Origin of the sequence: Leisingera caerulea DSM 24564 (assembly GCF_000473325.1) — a bacterium.
In the GTDB taxonomy this organism is placed as follows: Bacteria; Pseudomonadota; Alphaproteobacteria; order Rhodobacterales; family Rhodobacteraceae; genus Leisingera; species Leisingera caerulea.
This window is the reverse complement of record NZ_KI421513.1, coordinates 2,689,376-2,704,515: the sequence shown is the minus strand read 5'-3', so window position 1 is coordinate 2,704,515 and position 15,140 is coordinate 2,689,376. Positions and strand designations below refer to the sequence as shown.

The 15,140-nt window shown below is 64.2% G+C and carries 17 protein-coding genes; all 17 read right to left on the bottom strand.

Going from position 1 to position 15,140, the window contains the following annotated elements; translation table 11 throughout:
- The 17 genes from CAER_RS0120330 to CAER_RS0120255 all read right to left on the bottom strand — a co-directional run bounded on the left by CAER_RS0120330 (position 1) and on the right by CAER_RS0120255 (position 15,095).
- A complete protein-coding gene (locus CAER_RS0120330) occupies positions 1 to 387 on the bottom strand; it encodes a hypothetical protein (protein ID WP_027237099.1) in 387 nt (128 codons plus the stop codon).
- Positions 384 to 2,402: an NADH-quinone oxidoreductase subunit NuoG gene (gene nuoG / locus CAER_RS0120325; protein WP_027237098.1), complete on the bottom strand. Its 2,019-nt coding sequence runs from the start codon at positions 2,400 to 2,402 to the stop codon at positions 384 to 386. The genes CAER_RS0120330 and nuoG overlap by 4 nt, the downstream gene beginning before the upstream one ends.
- Before the next feature lie 3 nt (positions 2,403 to 2,405).
- A complete protein-coding gene (locus tag CAER_RS0120320) occupies positions 2,406 to 2,810 on the bottom strand; it encodes a DUF5333 domain-containing protein (RefSeq protein ID WP_027237097.1) in 405 nt (134 codons plus the stop codon).
- A 101-nt stretch (positions 2,811 to 2,911) separates the two neighbouring features.
- Positions 2,912 to 3,253, bottom strand: a complete 342-nt coding sequence (locus CAER_RS0120315; RefSeq protein ID WP_036797486.1) for a hypothetical protein — start codon at positions 3,251 to 3,253, stop codon at positions 2,912 to 2,914.
- Between the two features lie 20 nt (positions 3,254 to 3,273).
- Complete coding sequence (locus tag CAER_RS0120310) at positions 3,274 to 3,690, bottom strand: MAPEG family protein (protein ID WP_027237095.1); 417 nt, start codon at positions 3,688 to 3,690, stop codon at positions 3,274 to 3,276.
- Positions 3,691 to 3,696: 6 nt separating this feature from the next.
- The gene (nuoF, locus tag CAER_RS0120305; protein ID WP_027237094.1) at positions 3,697 to 4,995 is read right to left on the bottom strand and encodes an NADH-quinone oxidoreductase subunit NuoF; all 1,299 of its coding nucleotides are present in this window, start codon (positions 4,993 to 4,995) and stop codon (positions 3,697 to 3,699) included.
- Between the two features lie 6 nt (positions 4,996 to 5,001).
- Entirely contained in the window at positions 5,002 to 5,229 is a 228-nt protein-coding gene (locus tag CAER_RS0120300) for a DUF5337 domain-containing protein (RefSeq protein ID WP_027237093.1), read from the bottom strand.
- Positions 5,230 to 5,274: 45 nt separating this feature from the next.
- On the bottom strand, positions 5,275 to 6,444 hold the full coding sequence (locus CAER_RS0120295) for an NADH-quinone oxidoreductase subunit E (RefSeq protein WP_027237092.1): 1,170 nt from the start codon (positions 6,442 to 6,444) through the stop codon (positions 5,275 to 5,277).
- Positions 6,444 to 6,755, bottom strand: coding sequence for a hypothetical protein (locus CAER_RS29795; RefSeq protein WP_154667797.1), 312 nt, complete (start codon positions 6,753 to 6,755; stop codon positions 6,444 to 6,446). The genes CAER_RS0120295 and CAER_RS29795 overlap by 1 nt, the downstream gene beginning before the upstream one ends.
- Positions 6,752 to 7,975 (bottom strand): NADH-quinone oxidoreductase subunit D, encoded by a 1,224-nt coding sequence (locus tag CAER_RS0120290; RefSeq protein WP_209320211.1) that lies wholly within the window; start codon positions 7,973 to 7,975, stop codon positions 6,752 to 6,754. The genes CAER_RS29795 and CAER_RS0120290 overlap by 4 nt, the downstream gene beginning before the upstream one ends.
- The gene (locus tag CAER_RS0120285; RefSeq protein WP_027237090.1) at positions 7,975 to 8,580 is read right to left on the bottom strand and encodes an NADH-quinone oxidoreductase subunit C; all 606 of its coding nucleotides are present in this window, start codon (positions 8,578 to 8,580) and stop codon (positions 7,975 to 7,977) included. The genes CAER_RS0120290 and CAER_RS0120285 overlap by 1 nt, the downstream gene beginning before the upstream one ends.
- 16 nt (positions 8,581 to 8,596) lie before the next feature.
- Positions 8,597 to 9,130 carry a NuoB/complex I 20 kDa subunit family protein gene (locus tag CAER_RS0120280; protein WP_027237089.1) on the bottom strand — a complete coding sequence of 178 codons (534 nt, stop codon included), beginning with the start codon at positions 9,128 to 9,130 and terminating at the stop codon, positions 8,597 to 8,599.
- Positions 9,121 to 9,486 carry an NADH-quinone oxidoreductase subunit A gene (locus tag CAER_RS0120275; RefSeq protein WP_024090668.1) on the bottom strand — a complete coding sequence of 122 codons (366 nt, stop codon included), beginning with the start codon at positions 9,484 to 9,486 and terminating at the stop codon, positions 9,121 to 9,123. The genes CAER_RS0120280 and CAER_RS0120275 overlap by 10 nt, the downstream gene beginning before the upstream one ends.
- Positions 9,487 to 9,722: 236 nt before the next feature.
- Positions 9,723 to 10,505, bottom strand: a complete 783-nt coding sequence (locus CAER_RS0120270) for a crotonase/enoyl-CoA hydratase family protein (protein ID WP_027237088.1) — start codon at positions 10,503 to 10,505, stop codon at positions 9,723 to 9,725.
- Positions 10,506 to 10,525: 20 nt separating this feature from the next.
- Positions 10,526 to 11,383, bottom strand: a complete 858-nt coding sequence (locus CAER_RS0120265; RefSeq protein WP_027237087.1) for a hydroxymethylglutaryl-CoA lyase — start codon at positions 11,381 to 11,383, stop codon at positions 10,526 to 10,528.
- Between the two features lie 81 nt (positions 11,384 to 11,464).
- Positions 11,465 to 13,402, bottom strand: coding sequence for an acetyl/propionyl/methylcrotonyl-CoA carboxylase subunit alpha (locus tag CAER_RS0120260; protein ID WP_027237086.1), 1,938 nt, complete (start codon positions 13,400 to 13,402; stop codon positions 11,465 to 11,467).
- 88 nt (positions 13,403 to 13,490) lie between these two features.
- Positions 13,491 to 15,095, bottom strand: a complete 1,605-nt coding sequence (locus tag CAER_RS0120255; RefSeq protein ID WP_027237085.1) for a carboxyl transferase domain-containing protein — start codon at positions 15,093 to 15,095, stop codon at positions 13,491 to 13,493.
- Between the last annotated feature and the right edge of the window lie 45 nt (positions 15,096 to 15,140).

Sequence of the window (15,140 nt, the reverse complement as noted above, 5' to 3'; positions counted from 1 at the left end):
TCACACCGTGGGTATTCCGTTCGCCGCGCAATCCGCGACCACGACTTCGGCGTCGATGGTGCGCAGGCCGCGCGGCAGAGAGGGCGAAATCAGATAGACCGCATCAGCGGTCCGGCTGCCCCCTGCCTGTTTCATTGTTGTGCGCACATGGCGCGCAAATCCATAACCCCGGATCAGCGCGTATTGCGCGGCGGCACATTCCGCATAATTGTCGAGATCTTCCTGCACGGCCGCGCCGCGCATGGAGACGTGAAACTGAACCAGGTCGCCCTCCAGCAGGCTGGTTTCCACCCCTTCATACACCGGGGCAGGCCGCACGCCTTCAGTGCCGGGCGCCATTGCACAGGCGGCCAGCAGAACAGGCGTTATGAGGGCAAGACGGATCATTCGGCGGCCAGCTTCCCGGTTGCGCGGGCTTTCACGCCTGCCGACAGCTCTGCCATCAGCGTTGAGGCGCGGGCAATCGGGTTAGTCAGGTAGAAGTCCTTGATCGCGGGCAGGAAGTCAGCCTTACCGAGCTTGTCCTGTTCCAGCGGCTCGCCGTCCTTTTCGGCCACTTCGTCAATCCGGGCAAGATGCGGCACCTCGGCCACCAGGGCCTGGCGCAGCTGAGCCAGCGAGTCATAGCCGAGCTTGGCATCCGCTTCGGCGCTGAGAGCACGCAGAATAGCCCAGTTTTCCTTGGCCTCACCCGGTGCAAAGCTCGCACGCATCGCCAGCTGCGGACGGCCTTCTGTGTTCACGAACAGGCCGTTTTCCTCGGTGTAGGCGGCGCCCGGCAGGATCACGTCGGCGCGGTGCGCGCCGCGGTCGCCGTGGGAGCCCTGATAGATCACAAAGGCGCCTGCGTCGATTTCGACCTCATCGGCGCCGAGGTTATAGATCACCTCGGCCCCGTCGATGGCCGCTGCCATGCCGCCTTCGGTCACAGCGCCGATGTCCATTGCACCCACGCGGGAGGCGGCGGTGTGCAGCACCAGCAGCTTGGAACCGGTGTCTGCGGCCAGCTTCTGCGCGGCGGCCAGAACCGCCAGGCCGTCGGCCTCGCGCAGGGCACCCTGCCCCACGATCACGAGGGACGGCGCGTCCGTGACGGCGCCGTAGTCCTTGTTCAGCAGGCTTTCCAGCGCGGCACGGTCGGTGCCCACGTGCGTGTAGTCATAGGTCAGGTCTGCCGGCTGGCCGACCAGGCCCACTTGCGCGCCGTTCAGCCATGCCTTGCGGATGCGGGCGTTCAGCACCGGCGCCTCGTCGCGCGGGTTGGTGCCGATCAGCTGGATGAACTTGGCGCTGTCGATGTCCTCAATCGTGGCGGTGCCGGCGTAACCTGCGCGGTTGCCGATCGGCAGTCGGGCGTTGTCGGTGCGGCATTCCACCTTGCCTCCCAAGCCCTCGACAAGCTGTTTCAGGGCAAAGGCCGCCTCAACCGGGACCAGGTCGCCGATCAGGCCCGCAACCTTCTTGCCCTTCATGGCGTTCGCCGCAGCGGCCAGAGCTTCCGGCCAGGTGGCAGGCTTCAGCTTGCCATCGACGCGCACATAGGGGCGGTCGAGGCGCTGGCGGCGCAGGCCGTCCCAGACGAAGCGGGTCTTGTCGCTGATCCACTCCTCGTTCACGCCGTCGTGGTTGCGCGGCAGGATGCGCATCACTTCGCGGCCCTTGGTGTCGACGCGGATGTTCGATCCCAGCGCGTCCATCACGTCGATGGTTTCGGTCTTGGTCAGTTCCCAGGGCCGTGCGGTGAAGGCATAGGGCTTGGACGTCAGAGCGCCCACCGGGCACAGGTCGATGATGTTGCCCTGCAAGTTCGATTGCAGGGTTTCGTTCAGGTAGGAGGTGATCTCCGCATCCTCGCCGCGCCCGGTCTGGCCCATCTGGGTGATGCCCGCGACCTCAGTCGTGAAGCGCACGCAGCGGGTGCAGGAGATGCAGCGGGTCATTGCGGTGCCGACCAGCGGCCCCAGATCCAGATCGTCCACCGCGCGCTTGGGCTCGCGGAAGCGGGAGAAATCCACGCCATAGGCCATCGCCTGGTCCTGCAGGTCGCATTCGCCGCCCTGATCGCAGATCGGGCAATCCAGCGGGTGGTTGATCAGCATGAATTCCATCACGCCTTCGCGGGCCTTCTTGACCATCGGCGAGTTGGTCTTCACCTGCGGCGCCTGGCCTTCGGGGCCGGGGCGCAGATCGCGGACCTGCATCGCGCAGGAGGCGGCAGGTTTCGGCGGGCCGCCCACAACTTCGACCAGGCACATGCGGCAGTTGCCCGCAATGGACAGCCGCTCGTGATAGCAGAAGCGCGGGATCTCGACACCGGCCTCCTCACAGGCCTGGATCAGGGTCATCGCCCCATCCACCTCGATCTCGGTTCCGTCAATGTTGATCTTGCGGAGGTCAGACATGGTCTATTTCGCCCTCAGTAACACGCCGATCGCGCTGTTCTTTTCGATTTCCGCGCGGCCATAGGCGCAGAAGGTTTCCGGTTTGCCGTAATCCACGCCGTTCTGCGCCAGGAGCTTCTCTCCCTTGGCACGCATCCGGTCCTTTTCGGCATCAGAGTCGATGTAGTCGCGGATTTCCGCGTCCGTGTATCCCAGCGCGTTTGCCCGCGCTTTGAGCCGGCGCAACTCCCCCAGCCCTTTCAGGTAGCGGGGGGAGATATCATCGCAGTAGTCGGACACTTCCTTGGCCACGGCGACGGCAAACAGCGGGTCTTCGATTTCCTGCACGTCGCGCAGCGACGGCTTGGCCAGCGCCGCGGCAGGCAAGGCAACAAAGGTGGACAGGACAACGGCGATCAATGCACGCATGGCAGGGGACTCCTTCAATTTGAAAGACCCCATGCGCAGGCATGCGGCGCTGCTATTCAATAGCAGACCGGCCTTTCGGCCCTGATATGCCGGAAATCCGCTCACGGGGTGCAGGTTCCCTGGAAGGTTGCGCGGCCATCGGTCAGCGTCAGCGGCGCTGTCTCGTCGCTGGGATCCGTTGCCCAGGCGATTTTCGAAGAGCCATAAGTGACCACGCAGTATTTCGTGCCGGCATGATGCGCCGCCTGACGCGCGCCCTTGACGGAGCGGTCGGCGCCCTTGATTTCGACGTAGAACGCGGCCGGGTCTGTCTTCTTGTCGACCGGCTTGGTCTTGGCCTTGAACGGCACGCCGTCGTACAGCAGCCGGTCCCTGTTGCTGACGGAGGTCCCGCAGGCCGTGACCAGCGTTACCGCTGCAAGGCAGGCCATCGGCAGTGCCATCCGGTATGTTTTCAAAATGCTCAAAATACTGCCACCAAAGTCAAAAGTGCCAGGCCGGCCATGCAGGCCCAGCCAATCACGTAAAAAACCGACCGCAGCCCGCCATGCGGTTTGCCGGACCCGCGCAAATGGATAACGATCATGATCAGCCGCGACACCAGCGCCAGCGACGCCAGCAGGTTCACCCAGAACGGCGCCGCACCGGCCAGAATGGCCGCCAGCGTCACGGTCAGGAAGGCCGGCAGCGTCTCGCAGCCGTTCAGATAGGCCCGGTTCAGACGGTAGGCTTTGTCCGCATAATCCTCATCTGGCGTGGCCCCGGGAGCGAGGCCCGACTTCTGCTTGGCCAGCGCCGAAACCGGCGACAGTGCCAGGATGATCAGGGTAAAGATCACCAGCGCAGCCAGAGCGTGGGAATATGCGGCGAAAGCTTCCATCAATAGTTATTCCGCCGCCATCGCGCCCATGCGGCCCGCCTTCTGGGCCTTGATGCGGTCTTCGATTTCCTCGCGGAAGTTTTTGATCAGGCCCTGGATCGGCCAGGCCGCCGCATCGCCAAGGGCGCAAATGGTGTGGCCCTCGACCTGCTTGGTCACGTCCCACAGCATGTCGATCTCTTCCAGCTCAGCCTCGCCCTTCACCAGGCGGTCCATGACGCGCATCATCCAGCCGGTGCCTTCGCGGCACGGCGTGCACTGGCCGCAGCTTTCGTGCTTATAGAACTTGGACAGCCGCCAGATCGCCTTGATTATGTCGGTCTGCTTGTCCATCACGATCACCGCGGCGGTGCCGAGGCCGGAGCCCAACTCGCCGCGCAGGTAGTCGAAGTCCATGATCGCGTCGCGCATGTTCTCGCCGCGCACGCACGGGACGGAGGAGCCGCCGGGGATCACCGCCAGCAGGTTGTCCCAGCCGCCGCGGATGCCGCCGCAGTGCTTCTCGATCAGCTCCTCAAAGGAGATCGACATCGCTTCTTCGACAACACAGGGGTTGTTGACGTGGCCGGAAATCGCAAACAGCTTGGTGCCCGCGTTGTTCTGGCGGCCGAAGCCCGCGAACCAGTCGGCGCCGCGGCGCAGGATGGTCGGCACGACGGCGATGGATTCAACGTTGTTCACGGTGGTCGGGCAGCCGTAAAGACCCGCGCCAGCCGGGAACGGCGGCTTCATCCGGGGCATGCCCTTCTTGCCTTCCAGGCTCTCAATCAGGGCGGTTTCCTCGCCGCAGATATAGGCCCCTGCCCCATGGTGCAGGAAGATGTCGAAGTCCCAGCCGGACCCGGCCGCGTTCTTGCCCAACAGGCCCTGGCCGTAGGCTTCGTCAATCGCCGCCTGCAGCGCCTCGCGCTCGCGGATGTATTCGCCGCGCAGGTAGATGTAGCAGGTGTGCGCGTTCATCGCGAAAGAGGCGATCAGACAGCCCTCGATCAGCGTGTGCGGATCGTGGCGCATGATTTCGCGGTCCTTGCAGGTGCCGGGCTCCGATTCATCGGCGTTCACAACCAGATACGCCGGACGGCCGTCGCTTTCCTTGGGCATGAAGGACCACTTGAGGCCGGTCGGGAAGCCCGCACCGCCGCGGCCGCGCAGACCGCTGTCCTTCATGGTCTGAATGATCCAGTCGCGGCCCTTTTCGATCAGCCCCGCGGTGCCATCCCAATGGCCGCGCGCCTTGGCGCCCGCCAGCGTGCGCTCGTGCATCCCGTAAAGGTTGGTAAAGATCCGGTCCTGATCCTTCAGCATGTGTGCCTACCTTTGGCTGTCCCGGCGCATGCGCCAGAGTTGATATATGTTGACCAGGGCATAGATCATGCCCGCCAGCGCGGCGAAGTCGAACAGCAGCGCAAAGCGCCCCGGCAGCCCCAGCATGGGGCCGATGAACAGCGACAGGACGATCCACAGCGAGATGGTCCCGGCAATCACAAGCGCGATATGCCGGCCCTTTGCTGCAATGGCCTGGTCCTGCTCCTTGGTCATCTGTTCCCTATCACCCAAGCCCGGCCCGCAGGGGCCGCGGCGTGATTATTCGTCGTCGCCGTAGATGTGCGTTTCTTTGGCACGTCTGGCGAATTCGGTCTCATCGCCCACTTGCAGCCGTTTCGCCTGTTCGACCCAGCCATCGCGGGTGATCCGGCCCCGGAACTGCAGACGGGAATCGACCCAGGCGATCTCCTCCTCGGTCCAGTCGGCGATCTGATCAAAGTGGAAGAAGCCAAGCTCGTTCAGCTTTGCCTCCAGCTTGGGGCCAACGCCCTTCAGCATCTTGAGGTCGTCGGCCAGGCCGCCGCGGGCTTCCTTCAGAAGCTCCGGCTCGCTTTCCTCGGATGCCTTGGCTGCGGCCCCCTCGGGCGAGGCAGGCTCAGCCGCGTCGGATTTTTTCGACGGGGCGGTCTTGACCGCTTCCGATTGCCGGGCCGCGGGGACCGGGGCTTCGGGCGCCTTGGGCGGCTGGCCCTCGGCGGCGCGGCCGGCAACGGTGCCGTCTTTGCCGATCCACGGGGTCAGCAGCGGCACCTCATCGCCCTGAATGCGCTTGACGCCGTCCTTGATGTCCACCGCCAGCTGCACCGAGGCATTGTACTGCGTCTTGCCGCTGTCGAAGTCAGTCAGTGTGGTGAGGCCCGACTTCGGTTCTGCCGCATAGCGGCCGTTCTGCGGGCCGGGCGTGACGTCCGTGCCCGCGGCCAGATCGTCCAGCAGCTTGGTGAAGCTCTCGACGGTCAGGTCCTCGTAGTAGTCCTTGCCGATCTGCGCCATCGGGGCGTTGGTGCAGGCGCCCAGGCACTCGACCTCTTCCCAGGTGAACTTGCCGTCCGTCGACAGGGTGTGCGGCTTCTCGGCAATCTTTTCCTTGCATACCGCCACCAGGTCCTCTGCCCCGCAGATCATGCAGGATGTGGTGCCGCAGATCTGAACATTGGCAACGGAACCGGTCGGTTGCAGCTGGAACATGAAGTAGAAGGAGGCAACCTCCAGCACCCGGATATAAGCCATGCCGAGCATGTCGGCGATGGCTTCGATCGCGGGCTTGGAAACCCAGCCTTCCTGCTCCTGCGCGCGCCACAGCAGCGGAATGACCGCCGAGGCTTGGCGGCCCTCAGGATATTTGGTGATCTGCGCCTCCGCCCAGGCCTGGTTGGCCGGGGTGAAGGCAAAGCTGTCGGGTTGTTCGTGGTGCAGTCTGCGAAGCATCAGTCTTTCACACCTTCATAGGTTTTAGTTACCGTTCTCGACGAAGAGAGATGGCATTCGACATTGCCAATGGCACCGCCATTTCCGCGGGCGGAAAGCACCAAACTGTAGTCTAAGTCGTTCAAAACGCGAGCCACTTCCATCTCAGCTCGATCCAGCAAGCCGCGGCAATGAAACTCTTGGAATTCCGGTGACGTAGCCGCCTCCACAACATACTGGGCTACGCCCTCAGCATCACCTTGACCTTCCACTTCCTGAGAGGAAGCAGTTGAACCAAGCACTGACAGAAGAAGCGCGCCAACCAACCTCAACGGTCAATCTCCCCGAACACAACGTCCATGGTGCCGATGATGGCGGCGACGTCGGCCAGCTGGTGGCCCTTGGCAACGTGGTCCATCGCCTGCAGGTGCAGGAAGCCCGGCGCGCGGATCTTGGAGCGGTAGGGCTTGTTGGACCCGTCCGCCACCAGATAGACGCCAAACTCGCCCTTGGGCGCCTCGACGGCAGCGTAAACCTCGCCGGCCGGGACGTGGAAACCTTCGGTGTACAGCTTGAAATGGTGGATCAGGCTTTCCATCGAGGTCTTCATATCGGTCCGCTTGGGAGGGGTCAGCTTGCCGCGGGCCAGCACGTCGCCGGTGGCTTCACGCAGCTTGGCAATCGCCTGGCGGATGATCGAAGTCGACTGGCGCATCTCTTCCATGCGGCAGAGATAGCGGTCGTAGCAGTCCCCGTTTTTGCCGATCGGCACCTGGAACTCGAACTCGTCATAGCATTCATAGGGCTGCGCGCGGCGCAGGTCCCAAGCCAGGCCGGAACCGCGCACCATGACGCCGGAGAAGCCGTATTCCTGGATATCTTTCTCGGTCACCACACCGATGTCGCAGTTGCGCTGCTTGAAGATGCGGTTTTCGGTCAAGAGGCCGTCGATGTCGTCCAGAACCTTGGGGAATTCCATCGCCCAGAGGTCGATATCGTCCAAGAGCTCATCCGGCAGGTCCTGATGCACGCCGCCGGGGCGGAAGTAAGCCGCGTGCAGGCGCGCACCGCAGGCCCGCTCATAGAAAATCATCAGCTTTTCGCGCTCTTCAAAACCCCACAGCGGCGGGGTCAGCGCGCCGACGTCCATCGCCTGCGTTGTGACATTGAGCAGGTGGTTCAGCACCCGGCCGATTTCCGAGTACAGAACCCGGATCAGCTGGCCGCGGCGCGGCACTTCGGTGCCGGTCAGCTTTTCGATGGCCAGGCACCAGGCATGTTCCTGGTTCATCGGCGCCACATAGTCGAGGCGGTCGAAATACGGCAGGTTCTGCAGGTAGGTGCGGCTTTCCATCAGCTTCTCAGTACCGCGGTGCAGCAGGCCGATGTGCGGGTCGCAGCGCTCGACGATCTCGCCGTCGAGTTCGAGCACCAGACGCAAAACGCCATGTGCCGCAGGGTGCTGCGGGCCGAAGTTGATGTTGAAGTTGCGGATCTTCTGCTCGCCGCTCAGCGCGTCGACGCTGCCGTCGTCAAATTTGGAGCCGTCCATCATTGCGCCCCCTCCTTCTCGTCGCCGGGCAGGATGTATTCAGCACCTTCCCACGGGGACATGAAATCGAACTGGCGGTACTCCTGCACCAGCTTCACCGGCTCATACACCACGCGCTTCTGGGCGTCGTCATAGCGGACTTCGGTATAACCGGTGGTCGGGAAATCCTTGCGCAGCGGGTAGCCGCGGAAGCCGTAGTCGGTCAGGATCCGGCGCAGGTCCGGGTGGCCGGAGAACAGGATGCCGAACATGTCGTAGACTTCCCGCTCAAACCAGTTGGCCGAGGGGTGCACGTTCACGATCGAGGGCACCATCTCATCCTCGCGCACGGCGGCACGCAGGCGGATGCGCTGGTTCCGGTACATCGACAGAAAGTGGTAGACCACATCGAACCGCTTGGCCCGCGCCGGGTAATCCACCGCAGTGATGTCCACCAGGGTTGAAAACTTGCAGTTGGCGTCCGATTTCAGGAACTCCACCAGGCCGGCGATGTTCGAGGGCGTGACGTCGAGGTTCAGCTCGCCAAAGGACACGTCCCAGGCCACCACGCAATCGGGGCGTTTGGCTTCGATCTGGGCGCCAAGCTCTTTCAGTGCTTCAGTCATATCTGTTCCGCCCTCCTTAGCGCACCAGGGTGCCGGTGCGGCGGATCTTGCGCTGCAGCTGCATCAGGCCATAAAGCAGCGCCTCGGCGGTCGGCGGGCAGCCGGGCACATAGACGTCGACCGGCACAACCCGGTCGCAGCCGCGCACAACCGAATAGCTGTAGTGGTAATAACCGCCGCCATTGGCGCAGGAGCCCATCGAGATCACATAACGAGGCTCGGGCATCTGGTCGTAAACCTTGCGCAGGGCCGGCGCCATCTTGTTGGTGAGGGTGCCTGCAACGATCATCACGTCGGACTGGCGCGGAGAGGCGCGCGGCGCGATGCCGAAACGTTCAGCGTCATAGCGCGGCATCGAGGTGTGCATCATCTCCACCGCGCAGCACGCGAGGCCGAAGGTCATCCAGTGCAAGGAGCCGGTGCGCGCCCAGTTGATGATGTCCTCAGCTGAGGTGAGCAGGAAGCCCTTGTCCTGAAGCTCGGCATTCAGGGCCCGGGTGACAACTTCCTTGTCCACACCGGCGGTGTTGGCTCCGGTCATCACTGCCATTCCAGGGCCCCTTTCTTCCACTCATAGGCGAATCCGATGGTCAGCACGCCCAGGAACACCATCATCGACCAGAAGCCGGTGTCGCTGATGTCCTTGAAACCGACGGCCCAGGGAAACAGGAAAGCGATTTCCAAGTCGAAAATAATGAAGAGAATCGACACCAGATAGAACCGGACATCGAATTTCATACGGGCATCGTCGAAAGCGTTGAAACCGCATTCATAGGCGCTGACCTTCTCCGGGTCCGGGTTGCGGACCGCCAGCACAACGGCTGCCAGGATGAGGACAATCCCCAATCCTGCCGCGACGGCCAGGAAGACCAGGATCGGCAGGTATTCCCTCAACATCTCTTCCAAGAGCAGCTCCTTTCCCCGGCGGTTTCCCGCGCGACGTCAATTGGCGTGTTGATTTGGACCGTGTCTACCCCTCCGCCCCTACAGCGTCAACTAAGGCAAGGTTAATCATCGGGGGTTTGTGACAAGGAAAAAGCACTGCCGCAACATGTCTGTAATCTCTTAGTGATTTCATAAGAAAAGCGGCCGCAACGAAAGTTGCAGCCGCCCTTCAAAAGTGAGTCGAAGATGCCGGTTTTTCAGACCTGCCAGCCTGGCTTGCGCTTCTCGAAGAAAGCGCTGATGCCCTCACGGGCTTCCTCGCCTTCCCAGCGCTCCACAAGCGCCTCAATCGTGTGGTCGATCACCGCATCATCCAGCCTTGGCCCAAGGTCGCGGGCCAGTTGCTTGGCGGCCGCCACGGCCCCCGGCGCGCAGTTCAGATAGGGGGAAACCTCCGCCTCGACTGCCTCAGCCAGCTGGTCCGCCGGCACTGCCTTGGCCAGCAGGCCAAGCTCCACCGCCTCGTCCGCGCCGAACAGCCGCGCCGACATGAACACGCGGCGCGCCTTGGCCTCGCCCATGCGGGCAATCACATAGGGGCCGATGGTGGCGGGAATCAGCCCCAGCTTGGTTTCGGTCAGGCCCATCTTCAGATGATCCGCGCCGATCGCCACATCGCAGACCGAGGCCATGCCGACGCCGCCGCCAAAGGCATTGCCCTGCAGCGCGCCGATCACCGGCTTGGGCAGGGTGTTGAGCGCCATCAGCATCTCTGCCAGCACCCGCGCCTCGCGGCCGCGGGTTTCGGCATCCGCATCCATCTGCTGGCGCATCCAGCCCAGGTCGCCGCCCGCGCAAAAGCTCTTACCCGCACCGGTCAGCACCACCACGCGCACGGTTTCGTCCGACGCCAGCCGCTTGGCCGCCAGGGTCAGCTCCTGCAGCATCTGGCCGGACATCGCGTTGTGCTTGTCCGGGCGGTTCAGCGTCAGGGTGCAGACGCCGCGGGCGTCGGTGTCCAGGGTGATCGTTTCAAACATCTTGCTTCTCCGCTGAAATCTTACTGCAGGCCGCGCATGGCGCGGGCCATCGCGGCGGCTTCGGCCAGCACATCCGCGTCCAGCCCGGTATCATAGCCCAAATCCGTCAGGCGCTTGTGCACCGCTTCGGTAGCCACGTTGCCCGCGGCCCCCGGCGCATAGGGGCAGCCGCCGAGGCCGCCCACGGCGGCATCAAACACCCGCACGCCAAGCTCCAGCGAGGCTTCGATATTGTCCAGCGCCCGCCCCGCAGTGTCATGATAATGACCGGCAAGCCGCCCGGCCGGGACCTGCTGGACCACGGCCCGCAGCATCGCCGAGATCGTTTCCGGCGTGCCTTGCCCGATGGTGTCGCCCAGCGAGATCTCATAGCAACCCAGGTCGAACAGCCGGTGCGCCACCTCCGCCACCTTCTGCGGCGGGGTCGGCCCGTCAAACGGGCAATCCGTCACGCAGGAGACATAGCCCCGCACCGGCAGGCCGATGTTCTTTGCGGCCTCCAGAATGGGCAGAAAGCGGGTGATGCTTTCCTCGATGGTGGCGTTGATGTTGGCCTTGGAAAAGCCTTCGGACGCCGAGGCAAAGACGGCGATCTCATCCGCCCTTGCCGCCACCGCATCCTCAAACCCGCGCATGTTGGGGGTCAGCGCCGCATACCGCACCCCTTCGGCCCGGGTGATGCCCGCCAGCACCTCGCCAGAGCCCGCCATCTGCGGCACCCATTTGGGCGACACAAAGCTCGCTACCTCGATGCGCTTGAACCCGGCGCGCGACAGGCAGTCGGTCAGCGCCACCTTCTCGGCCACCGGGATTTCGCGCTTTTCGTTCTGCAGCCCGTCACGCGGGCCCACCTCGAAGATCTCGGCAAATTCGCTCATGGAACGCCCCTCTGGCTTCATCTTTCCAAAAAATACTCAAACTGCTGCCAGGGCGGCACTCACACCGCCTGCAGATCCGGATCAGCTATCCTCGTCTTCCAGCCGCACCAGCGCGGCGCCGGCCTCGACCTGATCACCGGCAGAGGCCAGAACCTCGGCCACAACCCCATCGCGGGCGGCCAGCAGCGAGTGCTCCATCTTCATGGCTTCCAGAACGGCAAGCCGGTCGCCCTCCTTCACCGCCTGGCCCGCTTCGGCAAATACCGCCTTGACCAGGCCTGGCATCGGCGCCTCGACCACGTTCATGTCGCCACCGGCTGCGGCTGCGCGGTCCAGCGGGTCCACCACGGTGAACTCCAGCCCGTAGGCATCATGCACGGTGATCAGCGCTCCGGATTGCGAAACGGTTGGCATCCGGCGCTCGCCGATGCGCCATTGGCCCTGGCTGCGCTCCGCCACGACGGTTTCGCCGCCAATGGTCCACAGCTGCCGGTCAGGCCCGTCCACCTGCACATCGGCGGTGAACTCTTCGCCCGCATGCGACAGGGTAACAGCCCGGTGCAGCGGTGCCCAAAGGCTGAAGCCAGTGTGCGCCGCAGCCCCCGCCAGGTCCAGCGCCACCATGCCCGCCGCCGCCTTGTGGCGCAGCTCCACCTCCGGCGCGGCCACCAGAGCGTCCAGATCGCGGGCGATCAATCCGGTGTCCACGTCGCCGTTGGCAAACTCCTTGTGCGCCGCCAGCGCGCCAAGGAACGCCAGGTTGGTGACCGTGCCGCCGACCTCAGTATCCTCCAGCGCGCGCGCCAGCCGCGACAGCGCCACCTTGCGGGTGGAGCCGTGCACGATCACCTTGGAGATCATCGGGTCGTACCAGGGGCTGATGGTGTCCCCTGCCCTGACGCCGCTGTCGGCGCGGCACTCAGCCGGGAAAGACAAATGCGTGAGCGTGCCTGTCGCCGGAAGGAAGCCCTTTGGCACGTCTTCTGCATAAAGCCGCGCCTCAAACGCATGGCCGGTGATGGTGAGGTCCTCCTGCTTGGCAGGGAGGCTCTCGCCCGAAGCAACGCGCAGCTGCCAGTCCACCAGATCGACACCGGTGATCAGCTCGGTCACCGGATGCTCCACCTGCAGGCGGGTGTTCATTTCCATGAACCAAAAGCCGTCGGGGCGCAGCCCGTCGGAGCCGTCGACGATGAATTCCACCGTGCCAGCGCCCTTGTAGCCGATGGCTTCGGCCGCGCGCACGCCGGCCTGGCCCATCGCTTCACGCATCTCCGGCGTCATGCCGGGCGCGGGAGCCTCTTCGATGACCTTCTGATGGCGCCGCTGCAACGAGCAGTCGCGCTCAAACAGATGCACCGCTTTTTCGCCGTCGCCAAAGACCTGCACCTCGATATGGCGGGGCTGCTGGATGTATTTCTCGATCAGAACGTCGGGATTGCCAAAGGCCGTGGTTGCCTCGCCCTGCGCGCTTTGCAGTCCATCTGCAAAGTCTTCCGGTTTCTCAACCAGCCGCATCCCCTTGCCGCCGCCGCCGGCCACCGCCTTGATCAGCACCGGGTAGCCGATCTTCTCAGCCTCGGCGGCCAGGAACTCCGGGTCCTGGTTGCTGCCGTGATATCCCGGCACCACCGGCACGCCGGCCTCTTCCATCAGCGCCTTGGCGGCGTCCTTGAGGCCCATCTTGCGGATCGCATCCGCCGACGGCCCGATGAAGACAAGGCCCGCGGCCTCCACCGCCTCGACGAACTTGGGGTTTTCCGACAGGAAGCCGTAGCCCGGATGGATCGCCTGGGCGCCGGTTTCCTGCGCCACGCGGATGATTTCATCCCCTTTCAGGTAGCTGTCCGCCGGGGCCGGGCCGCCGATATGCACCGCCTCGTCCGCCATTTGCACATGTTTTGCGGCGGCGTCGGCGTCGGAATAGACCGCCACCGTGCGCACGCCCATGGCGCGGGCAGTTTCCATCACACGGCAGGCGATTTCGCCGCGGTTGGCAATCAGGATCTTGTCAAACATGGGGTTGGTCCTTTGTCTGGATCTCTGGACCGGGGGCTGCCTGCCCCCGGACCCCCGGGGATATTTCTGGCCAGATGAAGCGCGGAATTTACATCCGGAAGACGCCGAAGCGTGTATCTTCAATCGGGGCGTTCAGCGCCGCGCTGAGCGAAAGTGCCAGCACGTCGCGGGATTTGCGCGGGTCGATGATGCCGTCATCCCAAAGGCGCGCCGAGGCATAGAGCGGGTGGCTCTGCTCCTCGAACATCTCGATGGTGGGGCGCTTGAAGTCGGCTTCTTCCTCGGCGCTCCAGCTGCCGCCCTGGCGTTCGATGGCATCGCGTTTCACAGTCGCCAGCACGCCCGCCGCCTGCTCGCCGCCCATCACCGAGATGCGGGAGTTCGGCCAGGTCCACAGGAACCGCGGCTGGTAGGCGCGGCCCGACATGCCGTAATTGCCGGCCCCGAAGGACCCGCCGACCAGCATGGTGATCTTGGGGACGTTGGTGGTGGCAACAGCGGTCACCATCTTGGCGCCGTGGCGGGCGATGCCCTCGTTTTCGTATTTGCGGCCGACCATGAAGCCGGTGATGTTCTGCAGGAACACCAGCGGGATCTTGCGCTGGCTGCACAGCTCGACGAAATGCGCGCCCTTCTGTGCGGCTTCGGAGAACAGCACACCGTTGTTGGCGACAATGCCGATCGGGCAGCCCTTGAGGTGGGCAAAGCCAGTGACAAGCGTTTCGCCGAAGCGCGGCTTGAATTCGTCAAAGCGGGAGCCGTCGACCAGCCGCGCGATTACCTCGCGAATGTCGTAGGGCGTGCGCAGGTCGCCGGGCACCACGCCCAGGATTTCCTCGGGGTCGTAGGCAGGCTCTTCCGGGCTGGCCCAATTCACCGTCAGCGGCTTGGTGATGTTCAGCGACTGCACCGAGCGCCGCGCGAGCGCCAGCGCGTGGGCATCATCCTCGGCCAGGTAATCGGCCACGCCGGACAGGCGCGTGTGCACATCGCCGCCGCCCAGGTCTTCGGCGCTGACAACCTCGCCCGTCGCGGCCTTCACCAACGGCGGGCCCGCCAGGAAGATGGTGCCCTGCTCCTTCACGATGATGGTCACATCCGACATCGCTGGCACATAGGCACCGCCTGCGGTGCAGGAGCCCATGACGACGGCAATCTGCGGGATGCCCTTGGCCGACATCCGGGCCTGGTTGTAGAAGATGCGCCCGAAGTGGTCGCGGTCGGGGAATACCTCGTCCTGATTGGGCAGGTTGGCGCCCCCCGAGTCGACAAGGTAGATGCAGGGAAGACGGTTCTCCTCCGCGATCTCCTGCGCGCGCAGGTGCTTCTTCACCGTCATCGGGTAATAGGTGCCGCCCTTCACGGTGGCGTCGTTGCAGACCACCATGACCTCTTGGCCGTGCACCCGGCCGATGCCTGCGATCACACCTGCCGCAGGTGCCGCACCGTCATACATGCCGTGCGCCGCTGTGGCGCCGATTTCCAGAAACGGGGAGCCGGGATCGAGGAGGTTCGCCACCCGGCGGCGCGGCAGCATCTTGCCGCGGCTCTCGTGGCGGGCGCGGGATTTCTCGCCGCCGCCCATGCGCGCGGCCTCGGCCGCTTCGCTGATCTGCGCGAGGGCGTCCAGATGCGCCTCGCGGTTCTGCTTGAAGCCTTCCGAAGAGGGCATCGCCTTGGATGTGAGTTTCATGTCCACTCTCCCGTTATAGGGTTGAGATCTATATTTCCGGTTGGC

Excerpts from the sequence above, each read along its gene's own strand:
- CAER_RS0120330 (WP_027237099.1), bottom strand. The coding sequence starts at position 387 with ATGATCCGTCTTGCCCTCATAACGCCTGTTCTGCTGGCCGCCTGTGCA.
- nuoG (WP_027237098.1), bottom strand. The coding sequence starts at position 2,402 with ATGTCTGACCTCCGCAAGATCAACATTGACGGAACCGAGATCGAGGTG.
- CAER_RS0120320 (WP_027237097.1), bottom strand. The coding sequence starts at position 2,810 with ATGCGTGCATTGATCGCCGTTGTCCTGTCCACCTTTGTTGCCTTGCCT.
- CAER_RS0120315 (WP_036797486.1), bottom strand. The coding sequence starts at position 3,253 with ATGGCACTGCCGATGGCCTGCCTTGCAGCGGTAACGCTGGTCACGGCC.
- CAER_RS0120310 (WP_027237095.1), bottom strand. The coding sequence starts at position 3,690 with ATGGAAGCTTTCGCCGCATATTCCCACGCTCTGGCTGCGCTGGTGATC.
- nuoF (WP_027237094.1), bottom strand. The coding sequence starts at position 4,995 with ATGCTGAAGGATCAGGACCGGATCTTTACCAACCTTTACGGGATGCAC.
- CAER_RS0120300 (WP_027237093.1), bottom strand. The coding sequence starts at position 5,229 with ATGACCAAGGAGCAGGACCAGGCCATTGCAGCAAAGGGCCGGCATATC.
- CAER_RS0120295 (WP_027237092.1), bottom strand. The coding sequence starts at position 6,444 with ATGCTTCGCAGACTGCACCACGAACAACCCGACAGCTTTGCCTTCACC.
- CAER_RS0120290 (WP_209320211.1), bottom strand. The coding sequence starts at position 7,975 with ATGGACGGCTCCAAATTTGACGACGGCAGCGTCGACGCGCTGAGCGGC.
- CAER_RS0120285 (WP_027237090.1), bottom strand. The coding sequence starts at position 8,580 with ATGACTGAAGCACTGAAAGAGCTTGGCGCCCAGATCGAAGCCAAACGC.
- CAER_RS0120280 (WP_027237089.1), bottom strand. The coding sequence starts at position 9,130 with ATGGCAGTGATGACCGGAGCCAACACCGCCGGTGTGGACAAGGAAGTT.
- CAER_RS0120270 (WP_027237088.1), bottom strand. The coding sequence starts at position 10,505 with ATGTTTGAAACGATCACCCTGGACACCGACGCCCGCGGCGTCTGCACC.
- CAER_RS0120265 (WP_027237087.1), bottom strand. The coding sequence starts at position 11,383 with ATGAGCGAATTTGCCGAGATCTTCGAGGTGGGCCCGCGTGACGGGCTG.
- CAER_RS0120260 (WP_027237086.1), bottom strand. The coding sequence starts at position 13,402 with ATGTTTGACAAGATCCTGATTGCCAACCGCGGCGAAATCGCCTGCCGT.
- CAER_RS0120255 (WP_027237085.1), bottom strand. The coding sequence starts at position 15,095 with ATGAAACTCACATCCAAGGCGATGCCCTCTTCGGAAGGCTTCAAGCAG.